General features: G+C 36.3%; 11 protein-coding genes, 2 tRNA genes and 5 pseudogenes. 10 read left to right on the top strand and 8 right to left on the bottom strand.

Translation table 11 applies throughout. The features are described from left to right. Window positions 1–58: 58 nt before the first annotated feature. The 3 genes from JCM17102_RS18950 to JCM17102_RS18940 all read left to right on the top strand — a co-directional run bounded on the left by JCM17102_RS18950 (window position 59) and on the right by JCM17102_RS18940 (window position 1,254). Window positions 59–526, top strand: coding sequence for a C40 family peptidase (locus JCM17102_RS18950; RefSeq protein ID WP_025076298.1), 468 nt, complete (start codon window positions 59–61; stop codon window positions 524–526). A gap of 76 nt (window positions 527–602) precedes the next feature. Further along, complete coding sequence (locus JCM17102_RS18945) at window positions 603–992, top strand: hypothetical protein (protein WP_033887113.1); 390 nt, start codon at window positions 603–605, stop codon at window positions 990–992. Window positions 993–1,011: 19 nt separating this feature from the next. Next, on the top strand, window positions 1,012–1,254 hold the full coding sequence (locus tag JCM17102_RS18940; RefSeq protein WP_025076296.1) for a hypothetical protein: 243 nt from the start codon (window positions 1,012–1,014) through the stop codon (window positions 1,252–1,254). A gap of 147 nt (window positions 1,255–1,401) precedes the next feature. Here JCM17102_RS18940 and JCM17102_RS18935 read toward each other — a convergent pair. After that, a tRNA-Glu gene (locus tag JCM17102_RS18935) sits at window positions 1,402–1,473 on the bottom strand. A gap of 65 nt (window positions 1,474–1,538) precedes the next feature. Continuing rightward, window positions 1,539–1,625 (bottom strand) — tRNA-Ser (locus tag JCM17102_RS18930). A gap of 634 nt (window positions 1,626–2,259) precedes the next feature. On the opposite strand from JCM17102_RS18930, the pseudogene JCM17102_RS28490 reads away from it, so the two are divergent. From JCM17102_RS28490 to JCM17102_RS18915, 3 genes and pseudogenes are all read left to right on the top strand, one after another. Then, window positions 2,260–2,705, top strand: a pseudogene (locus JCM17102_RS28490) (hypothetical protein). A 141-nt stretch (window positions 2,706–2,846) separates the two neighbouring features. Then, entirely contained in the window at window positions 2,847–4,511 is a 1,665-nt protein-coding gene (locus JCM17102_RS18920; protein ID WP_025076295.1) for a putative transporter, read from the top strand. A gap of 52 nt (window positions 4,512–4,563) precedes the next feature. Further along, window positions 4,564–6,558, top strand: coding sequence for a fructose-bisphosphatase class III (locus tag JCM17102_RS18915; protein WP_025076294.1), 1,995 nt, complete (start codon window positions 4,564–4,566; stop codon window positions 6,556–6,558). 198 nt (window positions 6,559–6,756) lie between these two features. On the opposite strand, the gene JCM17102_RS18910 is transcribed toward JCM17102_RS18915, so the two are convergent. From JCM17102_RS18910 to JCM17102_RS28480, 5 genes and pseudogenes are all read right to left on the bottom strand, one after another. Beyond that, window positions 6,757–7,905: an LA_2272 family surface repeat-containing protein gene (locus tag JCM17102_RS18910; protein ID WP_025076293.1), complete on the bottom strand. Its 1,149-nt coding sequence runs from the start codon at window positions 7,903–7,905 to the stop codon at window positions 6,757–6,759. Between the two features lies 1 nt (window position 7,906). Next, window positions 7,907–9,564 (bottom strand): annotated as a pseudogene (locus tag JCM17102_RS28485) (AMP-binding protein). 182 nt (window positions 9,565–9,746) lie between these two features. Next, window positions 9,747–10,817 carry a GDP-L-fucose synthase family protein gene (locus tag JCM17102_RS18900; RefSeq protein WP_025076292.1) on the bottom strand — a complete coding sequence of 357 codons (1,071 nt, stop codon included), beginning with the start codon at window positions 10,815–10,817 and terminating at the stop codon, window positions 9,747–9,749. 11 nt (window positions 10,818–10,828) lie between these two features. After that, window positions 10,829–11,899 carry a GDP-mannose 4,6-dehydratase gene (gene gmd, locus JCM17102_RS18895; RefSeq protein ID WP_025076291.1) on the bottom strand — a complete coding sequence of 357 codons (1,071 nt, stop codon included), beginning with the start codon at window positions 11,897–11,899 and terminating at the stop codon, window positions 10,829–10,831. A gap of 69 nt (window positions 11,900–11,968) precedes the next feature. Beyond that, window positions 11,969–13,148, bottom strand: a pseudogene (locus JCM17102_RS28480) (dicarboxylate/amino acid:cation symporter). Window positions 13,149–13,257: 109 nt separating this feature from the next. Between JCM17102_RS28480 and gnd the strand changes: the two are divergent. The 4 genes and pseudogenes from gnd to JCM17102_RS30015 form a co-directional block, all read left to right on the top strand. After that, on the top strand, window positions 13,258–14,733 hold the full coding sequence (gnd, locus tag JCM17102_RS18885; protein ID WP_025076290.1) for a decarboxylating NADP(+)-dependent phosphogluconate dehydrogenase: 1,476 nt from the start codon (window positions 13,258–13,260) through the stop codon (window positions 14,731–14,733). Window positions 14,734–14,757: 24 nt separating this feature from the next. After that, window positions 14,758–16,253 (top strand): annotated as a pseudogene (zwf, locus tag JCM17102_RS28475) (glucose-6-phosphate dehydrogenase). After that, window positions 16,250–16,972, top strand: coding sequence for a 6-phosphogluconolactonase (gene pgl, locus JCM17102_RS18875; protein WP_025076289.1), 723 nt, complete (start codon window positions 16,250–16,252; stop codon window positions 16,970–16,972). The pseudogene zwf and the gene pgl overlap by 4 nt, the downstream one beginning before the upstream one ends. 139 nt (window positions 16,973–17,111) lie before the next feature. Continuing rightward, window positions 17,112–17,718 (top strand): annotated as a pseudogene (locus tag JCM17102_RS30015) (Dyp-type peroxidase); the annotation flags it as partial. Window positions 17,719–17,831: 113 nt separating this feature from the next. On the opposite strand, the gene JCM17102_RS18860 reads toward JCM17102_RS30015, so the two are convergent. Further along, entirely contained in the window at window positions 17,832–18,038 is a 207-nt protein-coding gene (locus JCM17102_RS18860) for a hypothetical protein (RefSeq protein WP_025076288.1), read from the bottom strand. Window positions 18,039–18,492 lie beyond the last annotated feature (454 nt).

Genomic DNA, 18,492 nt, shown 5'->3' with positions numbered 1-18,492 from the left:
AGCGGTTCGGGAACAGGACCTGATGACTGTATGCCTCAGGATTTGTTTTTAGAACTTAATGATAGGGGGGGGAACCTCGGAAGTTTATGTATGCGGTTGGGGATGGACATTACCTGGCGTAACAATCTATGGCTTTTGCGGTTGTGGCTGTGGAGTTATTTTAGGAGAACAAGCCTTATTTCGGGCAAGAGAATATGAAGGAACTCCCTATCTTTTGGGAGATACGTCTAAAGCAGGTATGGATTGCAGTGGTTTGATTACGGTTACATTTCAATTGTCTGGACGTTGGCATACAAGTGAAGAATTGGAGCCTTACGGATTTGACAAAATTGCTGCAACTAAAGATAGTCTTTTATCTGTGGCAAAATGTGGTGATGTGTTGGTTTGGAAAAGTAATCATACAGTTATCTATGTTGGAGGAGAAAGAATTTACCATGCCCACTCTAGCGGTGTCAGTGAAACCGGTGATTTAATGAGGTATTGGGTCAAAACTTTCGGATCTCCTGCAGTCTATAGAAAAAAGTAAAGATAATACAATATAAATGTCCGTAAACGTTTATTCATTAAATAAGTAGACACGCTCTACACATATTGCTCCGGTCATGAAGTTTAATAGCGAAACGATGTATGCGCGTGGTCCTAAGCCTAAATACCGCTATGCGCATTTACATGAAGGACATGTGGAGGTAGAGACTGTAGACTACCAATTTGCGGGTGTTTTCATCAAGGAGCAGATCCGTCAGCCCCGTTTAAAATTAAAGGCGAAGGATGAAGATGGAACCTCCTTATATGAAGAGGATGATATCAGGAAAGAAATAGAGGAGTTAAATAAAAATTACGATGTATGGGAACAGACATGGAAGGAAGTCAAGGCATTTATAGAAAACAATGATTTGCAAGATTTCACCATGCAGGTATGCGTTGATTTCCAATATTTATTTTGCCGAAATAGGGATCAGCATGGGGCGCGTAAATTCAGCATGAGAACCTAAAATTGTAGAAATACGTCCATTGAAATATGTTCATTGCCGTTTGGAGGAGAGAGATGAAAAGGGCATCATTAATTATGTATATTATTCCAAATTGTGGGGTGATGATGCAACATTAAAAGAGCAGAATGCTAAGAAAGGCATCATTGGAATTCCAGCTTTAGATATCCGTCAAGAGATACGTCAACTTCGTGCCTGTACTACAAACCGTCCGTTTTCTGAACGTGTGTTCCGGTACTGTCTTCCTTATCATGCACCAACGTAGACAAGGAATATTATTCTGACCCGAAATTATCAGTTTTAACATGTTAATGAATGGTAATAGAAAAGGCAGCTAATTAGCTGCCTTTATTGTTTTAGTCCCTATTGGGGCTTCTGTATGTCGTAACTGACTGATTATTAGAGTAGTTAGTAGTGGGTACGAGAATCGAACTCGTATTACATGCGTGAGAGGCATGTGTCCTAACCGTTAGACGAACCCACCGTTTTTTTAGATTTGAAAAGAGCCAAGTCCATAAAACTTAGCTCTTTTTCATTTTTGAAATTTAGCGGAAGCTGGGGGATTCGAACCCCCGGTACAGTTACCCGTACGTCAGTTTAGCAAACTGGTGGTTTCAGCCACTCACCCAAACTTCCTTGAACCTGCATTCTCTCTCAAATGCGGTGCAAATATAGGGGGAACTTTTGGACTACGCAAATCTTTTAGCAATATTTTTTTTACCTAATTTTTAAGAAATGAGTTAAACTGCTATGTTTCAAATGTTAAACGAATGATTTTTTTTTATTGTCTTTGATGATTTTATGATAGAGAAAAGAGGAAAAGAAAATTTAATAATTTCTTTGAAGAAAGAGTATAAAAAAAGGCTATCTATCCCAGACAGCCAATCTTTTTTGTTAACCTTAAATCTAATACTATGAAAAACACATTGCAAATATACTGAATATTATGGATTTTGCAAATAATATAGGCCAGAAAGACTTGATTTGTAACATTAATTATGTATAAAGTGCATTATTCTATTTTTATTAAGTTTTTAAAGGTGCATGTTTTTGCTATATATAATATTTTTCACATATCTGTAGCGTGAAGAACTCTGATTCATTTAGTTATCTGAGAAGTTAAAAGTAAGGAGAAGGGGAATTTACCTAATCGGATAGGTGAATTCCTCCTAACAAGTAGGAGATTTCAATTTCAAAAGGAATTTTCATTTTTTACTTTTGTTCCATCAAGAAAGACAAAAGTTAGGAACAACAAGAAAAATAAAGGAATATGAAAACGAACTTATTGAAATACTTAAAGTTGGCTTTAATAGCTGTATTAATGGTTAATTTGACTTCATGTGAAATAGAAATTGATAGTTTTTATGATGATGATAGCATTGGAAATTATTACTATAATCGCTCTATTGATCTAACTAGTCGTACTTGGGTGAGTTTTTATCAGGATGTAGATGGTAATTACTGTTGTCAGGAACTGGATTATTATATGGATCGTACAGGAGTAGATATATTCGAGTGGAATATCCAGATGGATACGTAGAGACTTTTGAATATAGTTTTCGTTGGAACTGGGAAAACAATGCACAAACTTCTATTCGTATGAGTTATGGGCCAGGTGATGTTTCTTTCTTGGATGATATATATATTGGAGGAAATAGACTAAGTGGTTATTTGGACGGACGAAATAATTTTGTAGAATATCAAGGTAAAAGATAGATTAATCAGATAAAAGTAGGATATTCAGCTAGGATGGACTATATGTATTGAGGGCATAATAGGGACGTGAAATGAGAATTTAAAAGTTTTGAATAGAACTAAATATTTTTTATCTTTGCGCCCTATTAGTACGTTTAACGCATGGATTGGTTATATACTCTGTTTATTGAACATTCTGCTTTACAGGCAGTTGTCGTACTTTCATTGATTTCTGCCATTGGTCTAGGCTTGGGAAGAGTGCATTTCTGGGGAGTTTCTCTAGGGGTCACTTTTGTTTTTTTTATGGGTATTTTGGCAGGACATCTCGGACTTTCTGTTGATTCTCAAATGTTAAATTATGCAGAAAGTTTTGGATTGGTTATTTTCGTTTATTCTTTAGGACTTCAGGTGGGTCCCGGTTTTTTCAGTTCATTCCGAAAAGGAGGGATAACGCTAAATATGTTAGCATTAGGAGTTGTTTTGTTAGGAACTTTGCTGACTGTACTTGCGAGTTATACAACAGGTGTATCGCTTCCTGATATGATAGGTATTCTTTGTGGTGCAACAACAAATACTCCTGCACTTGGAGCTGCACAACAGACATTGAAACAGATGGGAATGGATAGTAGTACTCCTGCTTTAGGATGTGCAGTAGCTTATCCGTTGGGAGTTGTTGGTGTGATTCTTGCTGTGTTATTAATTCGTAAAGTTCTTGTTCGTAAAGAAGATTTGGAAGTAAAAGAGAAGGATGATGCGAACAAAACTTATATTGCAGCGTTTCAAGTACATAATCCTGCTATTTTTAATAAAAGTATTAAAGATATAGCTCATATGAGTTATCCTAAGTTTGTTATTTCTCGTTTGTGGCGAGATGGACATGTCAGCATTCCTACTTCTGAGAAAGTATTGAAAGAAGGGGATCGTTTACTTGTCGTTACTTCGGAAAAAGATGCTTTAGCTTTGACTGTACTTTTTGGTGAACAGGAAAATACGGATTGGAACAAAGAGGACATTGATTGGAATGCGATTGACAGTGAATTGATTTCACAGCGTATTGTGGTGACACGCCCTGAATTAAATGGGAAAAAACTGGGTTCACTCCGGCTAAGGAATCACTATGGTATTAATATTAGTCGTGTTTATCGTTCAGGTGTACAGTTGCTTGCAACACCAGAGCTGGTGCTTCAATTGGGTGATCGTTTAACGGTAGTAGGAGAGGCGGCAGCAATTCAAAATGTGGAAAAAGTATTAGGAAATGCTATAAAGAGCTTGAAAGAACCTAATCTGGTCGTAGTATTTATTGGTATTGTACTTGGGTTGGCGTTAGGAGCTATTCCTTTCTCTATTCCGGGAGTCAGTACTCCCGTGAAGTTGGGATTGGCAGGAGGACCGATAATTGTAGGTATCCTTTTAGGTACTTTCGGCCCTCGGATACATATGATAACTTATACCACACGAAGTGCTAATTTAATGTTACGTGCATTGGGGCTTTCTATGTATCTGGCTTGTCTTGGATTGGATGCGGGAGCACATTTCTTTGATACTGTGTTCCGTCCGGAAGGATTGTTATGGATTGCTTTAGGGGCTGGTCTGACAATTATTCCGACTGTAATAATAGGGCTTGTTGCTTTTAAAATGATGAAGATTGATTTCGGTACGGTGTCTGGCATGTTGTGTGGTAGTATGGCTAATCCGATGGCGCTAAACTATGCAAATGATACGATACCCGGAGATAATCCTTCGGTAGCATATGCAACGGTGTATCCATTATGTATGTTTTTAAGAGTCATTATTGCTCAAGTCCTTTTAATGTTCTTGCTTGGTTGAGAAATAAGTGTTGAAAATATAATAATTATAAATTATAAAACTCTAAAATAGAATGACTGCTCAAAGTAATATAACTCCTGAAAGTATTGTGGCTGATTTACGCTATTTACAACTACTTTCCCGTAGTTTCCCTACAATTGCGGACGCAAGTACGGAGGTTATCAATTTGGAGGCTATATTGAATCTTCCTAAAGGTACTGAACATTTCTTGACGGATATACATGGTGAATATGAAGCTTTCCAACATGTTTTAAAGAATGCTTCCGGAGCAGTGAAGCGCAAGGTTAATGAGATTTTTGGCAATACTTTGCGTGAATCGGAAAAGAAGGAAATTTGTACATTAATCTATTATCCAGAAGAAAAACTTCAGTTGGTGAAGGCTTGTGAGAAGGATCTGGATGATTGGTATTTGATAACTTTGAATCAATTGGTGAAAGTCTGTCAGAATGTTTCTTCCAAATATACTCGTTCAAAGGTGCGTAAGTCATTGCCAGCAGATTTTTCTTATATAATTCAGGAATTGTTGCATGAGTCTTCTATTGAACCGAATAAACATGCGTATATCAATGTGATTATTAGTACGATTATCTCCACGAAACGTGCAGACGCTTTTATTATTGCTATGTGTAATCTAATTCAACGTCTGACTATTGATTCTTTGCATATTGTAGGGGATATCTATGATCGTGGACCAGGGGCGCATATTATTATGGATACATTGTGTAATTATCATAATTTTGATATTCAGTGGGGAAATCACGATATATTGTGGATGGGAGCTGCTTCGGGTAATGATAGTTGCATAGCAAATGTGATCCGTATGTCAATGCGTTATGGCAATTTATCTACTCTTGAAGATGGTTACGGAATTAATCTTCTTCCGTTGGCTACTTTTGCTATGGATACTTATGCCGATGATCCATGTGCTATTTTTATGCCGAAAATGAATTATGCAGATGCTCATTATAATGAGAAAACTTTGCGTTTGATTACTCAGATGCATAAGGCTATCACTATTATTCAATTTAAATTAGAAGCTGCAATTATCGATCGTCGCCCGGAGTTCGGTATGGGAAATCGAAAATTGTTAGATAAGATAGATTTTGAACGAGGAGTTTTTGTATATGAAGGAAAAGAATATGCTTTACGTGATACGAATTTTCCAACTATCGATCCTACTGATCCTTATCGCTTGACTGAGGAAGAACGTGAGTTGGTAGATAAAATTCACTACTCGTTTATGAATAGTGAGAAATTGAAGAAACATATGCGTTGTTTATTTACATATGGCGGTATGTATTTAGTATGTAATTCCAATCTTTTGTATCATGCTTCTGTCCCTTTAAATGAAGATGGTAGTTTTAAACATGTTAAAATACGTGGTAAAGAATATTGGGGACGTAAATTGCTGGATAAAGCTGACCAATTAATCCGTACTGCTTACTTTGATGAAGAAGGTGAGGATGATAAAGCTTTTGCTATGGATTATATATGGTATATGTGGTGTGGTCCTGATGCTCCTTTGTTCGACAAGGACAAAATGGCTACTTTTGAACGTTATTTTCTAGAAGATAAGGAATTACATAAAGAGAAAAAAGGGTACTATTATACATTGCGTAATCAGGAAGATATTTGCAATAAGATCTTGTCTGAATTTGGAGCTTTAGGACCTCATTCTCATATTATTAATGGTCATGTACCTGTAAAGACTACTCAGGGGGAACAACCAATGAAAGCCAATGGAAAACTATTTGTTATTGATGGTGGGTTTTCGAAAGCTTATCAGCCTGAAACTGGAATAGCCGGATATACTCTTGTATATCATTCTCATGGCCTACAGTTAGTGCAACATGAACCGTTTGAGTCAAGGCAAAAAGCAATTGAAGAGGCGCTTGATATTAAATCTACGAACTTTGTTCTTGAGTTTAATTCCCAGCGAATGATGGTGAAAGATACAGATAAGGGAAAGGAACTTATAACACAGATTCAGGATTTGAAGAAGTTACTTGTAGCTTATCGAATCGGTTTAATTAAAGAAAAGGTTTGAGGTTATATTAAGGATATATTTATTATTATAGATATATCCTGTTTAATTAGACTAGGTTTTGCTTTTATTTTTTCATGAGAATAAACTTTAATTTCATATCCAGCACTGCATGGGGCAGGGTTAATTTCATTTCCCGTTTAGCACGGATGATATATTTTTCTTTTCTATATTTTATGCTAAAGGTCGTGAGATGAGACTCTAGAAAAGGATAAGTCCAACTTCTACAATCGTTTTTTTATCAAAGTTGTGGGATTTATTGTAATAACGAGTCCATCCATATCCTCCGGTTGCAAAGACTCCAAGTTTCTCAGTGATTTGATATTCTACATTAATGCGTGTTTGTAAAGCGTAGAGGCGTTTAGAGATTACTTCATTTTTATTCTTAAACGTTTCTATATGTTCGTATCCCAAATCTCCACTGATTGATAGTTTTGGGGTAACAGGCAATGATAGACCGGCACGATAAGAAGCGCTAGCTGAGATCTTATCATTCAAATTTAGATTGTATGTTCCAAGTCCTAATATAGTATAGAATAACTTATTCTTGAAGCGTACTCCTATATTTCCAAGTGTCGTATTTCCGCCATATATTAGCATTTGGACTTTTGTTTCAGGATTCATATTTACCAATCCAAGTTGGAAGCCTTTTATTGTTTTTTGATAATAGTTAATTAGGCCAAGTTGGACTCCATGGACCTGGGTTGCATAGTTACATAATCCAATTTGCATTCCATTTAATGAATTAGCAGTTATATTAGCAATACCTGCAATTTGTATTCCATTCATGTTTTTACCCGTTACGTTTAGGAGTCCGGAAGCCATCATACCACTGAGATCTTCTCTGGTTATGTTTGCCAGTCCGGAAAGTTGTAGTCCTGAGGCTGTTTCTCCTGTAACATTCATAAATCCGCTCATCATTATTCCTGTTGTATTATCTCCTCCAATACTTGTGAGACCTGAAATAATTACACCTTTAGCACCATTGCCTGTGATATTGACCAAACCAGAAGCAGAGAGACCTGCCAGATTGTTTCCACTGATATTACTAATACCAGATAATTGAAGTCCTTGCATACTACCACCCACTATGTTAGCTAGTCCGGAAATTTGCATCCCATTCATCTCTTTACGAGTCACCCCTCCTAAGACATTTATTCCTATACCATTAAGACGGTTTATAGTCGATAGGAAACCTAGATTTACATAGCTAGTTTGAGTACTGTCTAGAGATTGGGTACTAATACCTTTCCAAACAGAGAGATTAATACCTGCACACTTATTCTGTGCTTGTAAACAAACGGCAGCCATTAAAATAGCTGCCGTACATATTGCTTTTTTGATTTCCATATTATCCTTTAGCTTCCTGATATAAGTAACGTTTGATGCTCTTCTTAGGAGTCTTTTCAAATTCTTCAGGATATATTTTCATTTTAAATATCTGACTGTAAGCAGGTAGTGTTTCGTTTAACACTAGTCGATTTTCTTCCATTACTCGTTCGATATCTTCATTTTTTAAACCATTGGCAAATGCTTCATCAAAATCCGGATAAACTAAGCCTACCAATTTCTCATTTTGCTGGACGATAATACTTTCAGCTACATAGGCAGATTGTTAAGTTTATCTTCAATCTCTTCAGGATAGATATTTTGTCCACTAGCACTGAGTAACATGTTTTTGCTGCGTCCTTTGATTGTAACATTACCTTCGGCATCCATTAAGGCGAGGTCACCTGTATGTAACCAACCATCTTTGTCTATTACTTGGCGAGTTGCTTCTTCATTTTTATAGTAGCCTAACATTACATTAGGACCTTTACATACTATTTCACCTACAATATTTTCAGGATCAGAAGAGAGTACTTGTACGTCCATACGTTGCGCTGCTTTTCCACAAGACCCTGGTTTGAACTTAGTCCAATCTTCATAACATATAATCGGACCACATTCTGTCATTCCATAACCTACAGTATAAGGGAAGTCAATCATTCTCAAAAATTGTTCTACTTCTTGGTTGAAAGCTGCGCCACCTACAATTACAGCAGCAAAATTTCCTCCGAATCCTTTGATCATCTCCTCGCGGACAGTTGCTTTGATTTTATCATTAATAAAAGGTACTTTAAGTAATAACTTCATAGCGGGAGTTTCCAATTTTGGAAGTACATTTTTCTTGATAATTTTTTCGATAATCAGAGGAACAGCAACAATTAGTCTTGGCTTTACTTCTGCAAAAGCTTGAAAAATGATTTTGGGGCTAGGCATACGGGTAAGGAAATAAATCTGGCATCCCACAGCAAATTCATATAAGAATTCAAAGGCTAAACCATACATATGTGCCATTGGTAACATAGATACAATTTTATCGCCAGCTTGTAGCGGCAATGCTTCAAAAGCAAACTTTGTATTTGACCATAGGCTACGATAGGGGAGCATAACGCCTTTTGAGTAGCTGGTTGTTCCAGAAGTATAATTGATAACAGCCAGTTCTTCTGGTTGATCTTTATGATATTCAATATGTTCTGTTCTGAAATTCTTTGGGTATTTCTTGCCAAATAATTCGTTTAGGTGTTCTCGTGCATGTGTCAGGCGTTCGCTACGTGAAACTAGTAAAGTAAAATCGTTCATCATCAAAATACCTTCTAATAGTGGCATTGCTGATTCATTTAGATTTTCCCAGACCATATCTCCAACAAATAATAACTTAGCTTCGGAGTGATTGACGATGTTGTGTACATTGTCTGCTTTAAATTCATGGAGAATGGGGACGATAACTGCTCCATAGGTTAATGTAGCTAGAAAAGTAACCCCCCAATGAGAACTATTTCTTCCGCAAACAGCTATTTTATCTCCTTTGCGGATTCCACTTTCTTCAAAGATAATATGGAGTTTTTCTATTTTGCGAGCTACGTCTTTATACTGTAGAGTGGCTCCCTTGTAATCAGTCAAGGCATCCAAGTCCCAATTGTCTTTTATACTATTCTCAATGTAAGCTATAAAACTTTGTTCCATTGTTTTTTGCACATTTGGTATTAATTTGTGCAAATATAATAATTAAATTAAGAATGAAGCATTATAAGTGAAGATTTTTTGGGGAGAGAGAATTTTGGGAGGTAAAGGATGTTTATAAAAAGAAAAATGAAGAATAGGGTTTAATAACAGTTAAATCCAATCCTTCATTTTTCTTTGTTCTTTTATTGTAGGTACCATTCATACATTTTCTGTATACCTTCTTCTATTTCAATTTTGTGATGCCATCCTAAAGCATGGAGTTTAGACGGGTCGGTTAGCTTACGCATTGTGCCATCTGGTTTACTTCTGTCGAAGGTTAATTTTCCATTATAACCAACTGTGTCAATGATTCGTTCAGCTAATTGGCGGATCGAGATCTCTTTTCCGGTTCCAATGTTGATATGGCAGTTGCGGATGTCTTTATCACCTTCTTTATAAGTGTTTTTGAAATCCACGTGTTCCATGACAAATACACTGGCGTCGGCCATTTCTTCACTCCAAAGGAACTCACGCAAAGGAGTACCTGTACCCCATAGTGTGACTTCCATTTCATTAATACCATATTTGCGGAGAATAGCAAGAATCTCTTCTTTTGAACTATTACCATTGATTCCTTCTACAGGTCGTAGATTCAAGTCTTTACGAACAGCCTCCCAATTACATTCTTTCAGGCAATGTGCCAGATGAATTTTGCGAATCATGGCAGGAAGTACATGACTACGTTCTAAATCAAAGTTATCATTTGGACCATACAGATTGGTTGGCATAACTGCAATATAATTTGTACCATATTGCAAGTTGAAACTTTCACACATCTTCAATCCTGCTATTTTGGCTATTGCATATGGTTCATTAGTATATTCTAATGGAGATGTCAGTAAAACCTCTTCTTTCATTGGTTGCTCGGCGTCACGAGGATATATACATGTACTACCAAGAAATAGAAGCTTCTTTACGTTGTGTCGGAAACTTTCCCCGATTATGTTTTGCTGGATTTGTAGGTTTTTATAAATAAAGTCAGCGCGATAAATACTATTTGCCATTATGCCACCTACGAAGGCAGCAGCAAGAAACACATATTCTGGTTCTTCTTTATCAAAGAATTGGCAGACAGCAATACTGTCCAAAAGATCAAGTTCTTTGTGAGTACAGCCAACAAGATTTGTATATCCTTTGTCTTGCAAATTTTTCCAAATAGCAGAACCTACTAGACCGCAGTGTCCTGCTACATATATTTTGGCATTCTTTTCCATATATAGTCGTGTTAATGTTTGGTGACAATCATGCGTCTCACTTTCTCCATATCGTGACGAGTCATGATACTTACCAATTCTTCGAATGATGTTTTACGTGGATTCCAACCTAGCAATGTTTTGGCTTTTGTTGGATCACCCAATAATTGTTCCACTTCTGCAGGGCGGAAATACTTAGGATCAATTTCAACTAATATATTTCCTGTAGCAATGTCAATACCTTTTTCATCAGTACCTTCACCTTCCCATCGGAGTTCAATTCCCACTTCTTTGAAAGCAAGAGTTGCAAATTCACGTACAGTATGCATTTCTCCTGTAGCAATTACAAAATCTTCTGGGGTATCATGTTGGAGAATTAGCCACATACATTCAACATAATCTTTAGCATATCCCCAGTCACGACGTGCATCCAGATTACCTAAATATAATTTGTCTTGCTCTCCTTGTGCTATACGTGCAGCTGCCAATGTGATTTTACGTGTTACGAATGTTTCTCCACGACGTTCACTTTCGTGATTGAATAATATACCATTAACAGCAAACATTCCATAACTTTCACGATAATTCTTAGTTATCCAGAAGCCGTATTGTTTTGCTACTCCATATGGACTACGTGGATAGAAGGGGGTTGTTTCTTTTTGTGGAATTTCTTGTACTTTACCAAATAATTCGGAGGTAGAAGCTTGATAAATACGAGTTTTCTTTTCTAATCCCAGAATGCGTACTGCTTCAAGCATACGTAATGTGCCAATAGCATCAGCTTCTGCTGTATATTCGGGAACATCGAATGATACTTTTACATGACTTTGGGCTGCAAGATTGTATATCTCATCTGGTTGCACTTGTTGGATGATGCGGATAAGAGAACTGGAATCGGTCATATCACCATAATGTAAATTGATAGTACGTTTCTGTTTCATGTCACGTACCCATTCGTCAAAATATAAATGTTCTATACGACCAGTATTGAATGAAGAAGAACGGCGAAGAATGCCATGAACTTCATAACCTTTTTGCAAAAGAAACTCAGCAAGGTAAGAACCGTCTTGTCCGGTGATGCCTGATATTAGGGCTGTTTTCATACACTATATATGTTTTTATTTGAAATACGGATACAAATGTCGGCAATTTTTGCTGCATACGCAAAAAACTCATTCGATTTTATTTTTAGTGGTATTCTTTCCCATGACTTTATCAATTATTAATGCGATAGCACCGTCACCAGTTACATTGCATGCTGTACCAAAACTGTCCATGGCAATATATAGTGCAATCATTAGTGCCTGAGCTGATTCGTCGAAACCTAGCATAGATTGTAAGATGCCTAATGAAGCCATAATAGCTCCGCCAGGAACACCAGGTGCGGCTATCATAGTAATTCCTAACATGAAAATGAATCCGGCAAATAAAGGGAAGTCGAATGAAATGCCCTGCATAATCATTAATGCTAGAGCACAAGCTACTATTTTGAGTGTACTACCAGAGAGGTGGATGGTTGCGCAAAGTGGAATTACGAATCCGGCAATGTCAGCAGATACGCCGTTCTTTTTTGTTTGCTCTATTGTCACAGATGGTAGCAGCAGAAGATTGCGTTCCTAAAGCTGTGAAGTAAGCAGGCATCATTTTTCTAAGTAACTTGAATGGGTTTTTCCGAACAAAAAGTGCGGCAATGGAATATTGGAAAATTAATAGGAAGATGTGGAGTATGAATATAACTCCAATAATTTTGATAAAGACCATTAGAATGGAATATACTTGTCCTGAATGGGTCATGTTTAGAAATATTCCGAAAATATAAAGTGGTAATAATGGCAATATTACTGCACTAATCATACGCACAATGATTTCTTGAAAATCACGTGCTACATTTTTTAATGCATCACTCTTTAATGAGGCTAGACCTAAACCAAGAGTAAAAGAAAGAATTAATGCTGTCATTACATTCATTAATGGAGGAATGGATACAGAGAAGTAGGGTACAATACCTTGCGCTTCACTAACTTCCTCTAGTGGTACACCTGTATCAATAAGAGAAGGGAAGATTGTGACTCCTGTAAAATAAGAGAGAAAACCGGAGAATAATGTGGCGCCATAAGCTATCAGTGCTGTAATAAGCAACATTTTGCCTGCGCCTTTTCCGATGTCGGCAATTGCTATAGTGACTAGTCCTACGATTATTAGTGGGATAGAGAAATTAAGGAATTCGTTAAAAATGTCATTAAAGGTAACAAATATACGCACTAATGGTGTTGGGAATATAGTACCGATGGCAATACCTAAGATGATAGCAATAATTATGCGTGGCAATAAATCGATTTTAAACTTCTTCATTCTAGATTCTTTTATGAATTACAAAAGTAATGTTTTAATCTAAAAATTGCGAACAAATATTCTTATGAATTGTTATTTACATAAATAATATTTTTAAATTATACAAGTTATGGCAAATCAGAATAAAACAGATATTGGATTGATCGGTTTGGCTGTGATGGGTGAGAATCTTGCCTTGAACATGGAGAATAAGGGGTGGCATGTATCGGTTTACAACCGTACTGTTCCAGGAGTAGAAGAGGGGGTTGTGGAACGTTTTGTAAATGGACGTGCTAAGGGTAAAAATATCGAAGGATATACAGATATAAAAGCATTTGTAGAATCAATAGCGATCCCTCGTAAAATTATGATGATGGTTCGTGCTGGTAAACCTGTGGATGAATTAATGGAACAACTTTTTCCACTACTTTCTCCTGGCGATATATTGATAGATGGTGGCAATTCTAATTATGAAGATACTAATCGTCGTGTTAAGCTCGCCGAATCAAAAGGTTTTCTGTTTATAGGTAGTGGCGTATCTGGTGGTGAAGAAGGGGCTCTAAATGGTGCTTCTATTATGCCTGGTGGTTCAGAAAAAGCATGGTTGGAGGTGAAGCCTATTTTACAAAGTATCGCAGCAAAAGCACCGGATGGTACTCCTTGTTGCGAATGGGTAGGTCCTGCGGGGGCAGGGCATTTTGTAAAAATGATCCATAATGGAATTGAATACGGAGACATGCAACTTATTGCAGAAGCCTATTGGGTAATGAAGAATTTGCTTGATTTGAATAATGAAGAAATGGCAGATGTCTTTGAAAATTGGAATGAAGGGAAACTCCGTAGTTATCTGATAGAAATTACTTCTAATATTCTGAGGCATAAAGATAAAGCAGGAGGTTATCTTATTGATAAAATCCTGGATACGGCGGGACAGAAAGGAACAGGTAAATGGTCGGTTATTAATGCAATGGAACTTGGTATGCCATTGGGATTAATTGCTACAGCTGTTTTCGAACGTAGTCTTTCTGCACAGAAAGATTTACGACACTTAGCTAGTAGGCAATTTTTACATTCGCATGTAATGTCTGTTTGTAATAAAGTTGAATTTGTAAAAGAAATATTTTCTGCACTTTATGCTTCAAAACTTGTTTCATATGCACAAGGTTTTGCAGTTTTACAGCGTGCATCCGATACTTTTGACTGGCAACTAAATCTCGCATCGATTGCTCGTATGTGGCGAGGAGGATGTATTATTCGTAGTATTTTTCTTAATGATATAGCCGCTGCTTTTGAAGCTGCTAATAAGCCGGAACATTTGTTGTTAGCTCCATATTTCCAGCAAGAAATTAAAACATTGATTCCTGGATGGAAAAAACTTGTAGCAGAGGCTATGAAAGAAGAATTACCTGTTCCGGCATTTTCTTCTGCGTTGAATTATTTTTATTCTTTGATCTCTGTTGAATTACCGGCCAATTTGGTACAAGCGCAACGTGACTATTTTGGTGCACATACTTTCGAACGTAAAGATGAACTTCGAGGACAGTTCTTTCATGAGAACTGGACGGGACATGGAGGTGATACGAAGTCAGGAACATATAATGTATAAGGTTTAAAGTATATAAGTTAAGATATGGATAAATTTGCAATGATTATTTTCGGGGCTTCGGGAGATTTAACAAAACGTAAACTGATGCCTGCATTGTATTCATTATTTAGGGATAAAAGACTTACCGGAGAATTTACTATTTTAGGTGTTGGACGTACAGTTTTTACTGATGAGGGCTATCGTTCTTATATCCTTGAGGAATTACAACATTTTGTCAAGCCGGAAGAACAGGATATGGAGCTTATGATTTCATTTGTTACTTATTTATTTTATTTGCCAATGGATCCGGCGGAGGTAGAAGGGTATTCATTATTACGTCAGCATCTGATAGAATTAACAGGTGATATTAATCCTAATAATTTGTTGTTCTATCTGGCTACTCCACCTTCACTTTATGGAGTTGTACCTCTACATCTGAAGGAAGCAGGATTGAATACGTCAGGGTCTCGTATTATTGTTGAGAAACCCTTTGGTTACGATCTTGAATCGGCACGAGAATTAAACCGTATCTATACTTCTGTTTTTGATGAACATCAAATTTATCGAATAGATCATTTCTTAGGTAAGGAAACAGCACAGAATGTACTTGCTTTCCGTTTTGCTAACGGCATTTTTGAACCTTTGTGGAATCGTAACTATATAGACTATGTAGAAGTTACGGCTGTGGAGAATCTTGGAATAGAACAGCGTGGTGGTTTTTATGAAACTGCCGGTGCTTTACGTGATATGGTGCAGAATCATTTGATTCAATTGGTAGCATTAACTGCTATGGAACCTCCTGCAATCTTTAATGCTGATAATTTCCGTAATGAGGTAGTAAAAGTTTATGAGTCATTAACTCCTTTAAATGAGATCGATCTAAACGAGCATATAGTTCGTGGACAATATACTGCTTCTGGCAATAAAAAAGGATATCGTGAAGAGAGAGGCGTGGCTTCTGATTCACGTACAGAAACTTATATTGCGATGAAACTAGGTATCAGTAATTGGCGTTGGAGTGGAGTACCTTTTTATATTCGTACAGGTAAGCAAATGCCAACAAAGGTTACAGAAATTGTTGTTCATTTTCGTGAAACACCTCATCAAATGTTTCGTTGTTCTGGTGGTAATTGTCCGCGTGCTAACAAATTAATTCTCCGTTTACAGCCCAATGAAGGTATAGTCCTTAAAATAGGAATGAAAGTTCCCGGAGCTGGTTTTGAGGTCCGACAAGTGACGATGGACTTTAGCTATGCTGATTTAGGTGGAGTACCGGGTGGTGATGCATATGCGCGTTTAATAGATGACTGCATTCTGGGTGATGCGACTTTGTTTACACGTAGTGATGCGGTTGAGGCTTCATGGCGTTTCTTTGACCCTGTGCTTCGCTTTTGGAGTGATACTCCTAATGCACCGCTTTATGGTTATCCTGCAGTACATGGGGACCTTTGGAAAGTGAAGCTATGATGCGTGAGCATGGTGCAGAATGGACAAATCCTTGTAAAAATCTGATACATACAGAACAATATTGTGAATTATGAAATTATCTATTTATCCTTCGTCTGCCGAGGCGTCACGTAAGTTAATACTATATATAATAAATATTTTGAATGAGGAGCCAGAAAAAATATTCAATATAGCGTTGAGTGGAGGGCAAACTCCAGCATTAATGTTTGATATATGGGCAAATGAATATGTAAATGTCACACCTTGGGAGCGAATGAGAATATTCTGGGTGGATGAGCGTTGTGTACCTCCTTCAGATTCGGATAGTAATTATGGAATGACATGTTCTCTGCTATTGCGTTTGGTACCTATTCCTTATGAAAATGTATTTCGTATTTATGGAGAAATGAAGTCACCTAATAAAGAAGCTAAACGCTATTCCGAATTAGTAGAACAGTTAGTACCCCCAAAAAATGGTTTTCCAGAATTTGATATTATATTACTTGGTGCAGGAGTGGATGGACATACTTCTTCTATTTTTTCAGGACAGGAAGAGTTTCTCACTTCTGAAGTTGCCTATGTTCTTACTATCAATCCAATTAATGGTCAAAAGAGGATAGCAATGACTGGAAACGTTATTATCAACGCTCGTTGGACTATATTTTTAATTACTGGAAGGGCAAAAGCTGAAGTTGTAAGTGAGATATGTAACTCGGGCGATGTAAGTCCTGCTGCTTATGTTGCTCATCATGCAATTAATGTAGAATTATTTGTTGATGAATTAGCTGCTTCGAATTTTAGAGAAATAGAATGATTTTGATGATAATAACTAAAAGAATAGAATCGTATGAATCCTATTCAATTCTGTTAAGTGGTAAATTTCTACAAGATGTTGTGAGGAAGCAATGAGAGGATGCCATATTTTAGTTTATAAATTGAAATAATTATCTAGTGATAAGATAAAAGATCCTTGTTTTAATTTAACTGCATTGGTTCGTAGTATGCGTAATCGTTTCCTTGAAATGCAGTTAAGTTGTATTGTGGGATTTGGAGCTGATGTATGGAATCATTTTTTCCAGAATTAGAAGAAACTAAAGAGTTGGTATCTTTTCAAGAAATAAAAGGAAGTAAGTATACAGTAGTATTTATTCCGGGTGATTTATTGTTTCATATTCGGTTTAGCTAGATGGAATTGTATTTTTAATTTACTTCTCTAATAGACGAAAAACATAGGGGAGTAGAAGTAGTTGAATCTGTTGATGAGACACATAGTTTTAGATATTTGGATGGCAAAATCTTTATTGGTTTTGCGGACGATATGGAGAATCCAGCTGTTGATGAGAATCCATATTTGTTCGTTGTGACTGGTGGAGAGGACCCGGATTTTAAAGGGGGATGTTATGTTTATGTACAGAATATATCCATGATATGGTAGCATGGAATACACTTTCGGTTAAAAAGTAAGAAAAAGTGATTGGACGTCATAAATTTGATGCTGTTGAATTATCGGATGAGGAAAAAACTAAAAATGCATATAATGCAGTTATTAATATTGGAGATTATAATAGGTATTGATTAATATCTTCATTATGCAGAAATAAAACAAAGTTATTATAATTTGTATAATTATTTGGTCTAAATATAATAAAAAGGATATATAATGTGAAAAAACATTATTTTTCCTCTTCTATTTGGTACTTTTCTTCTACTTTTCTACAAGTGCATACATAATAATTGGGATTATTTAATGCATCTTGTAAGGAATTTGGTAGAATAATCTCTTTTGTATGTCGATTTATTGCTACCAAAGCATATATTATGCTTTCCTTTTTGCATTTTTCTATCAATGCTTTTTTAAGTTCTTCTACGTTATATTCCATTCTTGAGACTTTTCAGTGCAAAAGTACAAAAACAACTTGTATAAATAGAGGAGATTAACCTATTTATGTATGATTATTTTCTTCTATCTCAATTTTTTTAAGATCGAGATAAAAAATTATTCTAAAGATAATTTATGAATAAATCTCCAATATTATTTTTAGTAATCCATTTGTAAAACCATCTACTAGTTTTTCCATAGTTTTGCTTGTTATTATATATGTTAGATAACAGTGACGTATATTGTAATTATTCTTGTTGGTGAGGATATACAACGGTAAAACTATTATTCGAAAAATATTTATTTAACTCTTTAGGAAGTAATTCAAAAGAAATATCATACGAGAGTATTTCATGACGTTCACTTATGGAAAATCCAGCATAAGCTGTCCCCAAAAAACAAAGTGATTCTGCTCCCTGAAAATATTCAGAAATGCACCCTTAAAAAGTCTTAAT

This window comes from Bacteroides faecichinchillae JCM 17102 (genome assembly GCF_000614145.1).
GTDB classification, from domain to species: domain Bacteria; phylum Bacteroidota; class Bacteroidia; order Bacteroidales; family Bacteroidaceae; genus Bacteroides; species Bacteroides faecichinchillae.
The sequence above is the reverse complement of the archived record's forward strand: the minus strand, read 5'-3'. Positions and strand labels throughout refer to the sequence as shown.

Coding starts and splice junctions, on each gene's coding strand:
- JCM17102_RS18950 (WP_025076298.1), top strand. CDS start 59: ATGATAGGGGGGGGAACCTCGGAAGTTTATGTATGCGGTTGGGGATGG.
- JCM17102_RS18945 (WP_033887113.1), top strand. CDS start 603: ATGAAGTTTAATAGCGAAACGATGTATGCGCGTGGTCCTAAGCCTAAA.
- JCM17102_RS18920 (WP_025076295.1), top strand. CDS start 2,847: ATGGATTGGTTATATACTCTGTTTATTGAACATTCTGCTTTACAGGCA.
- JCM17102_RS18915 (WP_025076294.1), top strand. CDS start 4,564: ATGACTGCTCAAAGTAATATAACTCCTGAAAGTATTGTGGCTGATTTA.
- JCM17102_RS18910 (WP_025076293.1), bottom strand. CDS start 7,905: ATGGAAATCAAAAAAGCAATATGTACGGCAGCTATTTTAATGGCTGCC.
- JCM17102_RS18900 (WP_025076292.1), bottom strand. CDS start 10,817: ATGGAAAAGAATGCCAAAATATATGTAGCAGGACACTGCGGTCTAGTA.
- gmd (WP_025076291.1), bottom strand. CDS start 11,899: ATGAAAACAGCCCTAATATCAGGCATCACCGGACAAGACGGTTCTTAC.
- gnd (WP_025076290.1), top strand. CDS start 13,258: ATGGCAAATCAGAATAAAACAGATATTGGATTGATCGGTTTGGCTGTG.
- pgl (WP_025076289.1), top strand. CDS start 16,250: ATGAAATTATCTATTTATCCTTCGTCTGCCGAGGCGTCACGTAAGTTA.
- JCM17102_RS18860 (WP_025076288.1), bottom strand. CDS start 18,038: ATGGAATATAACGTAGAAGAACTTAAAAAAGCATTGATAGAAAAATGC.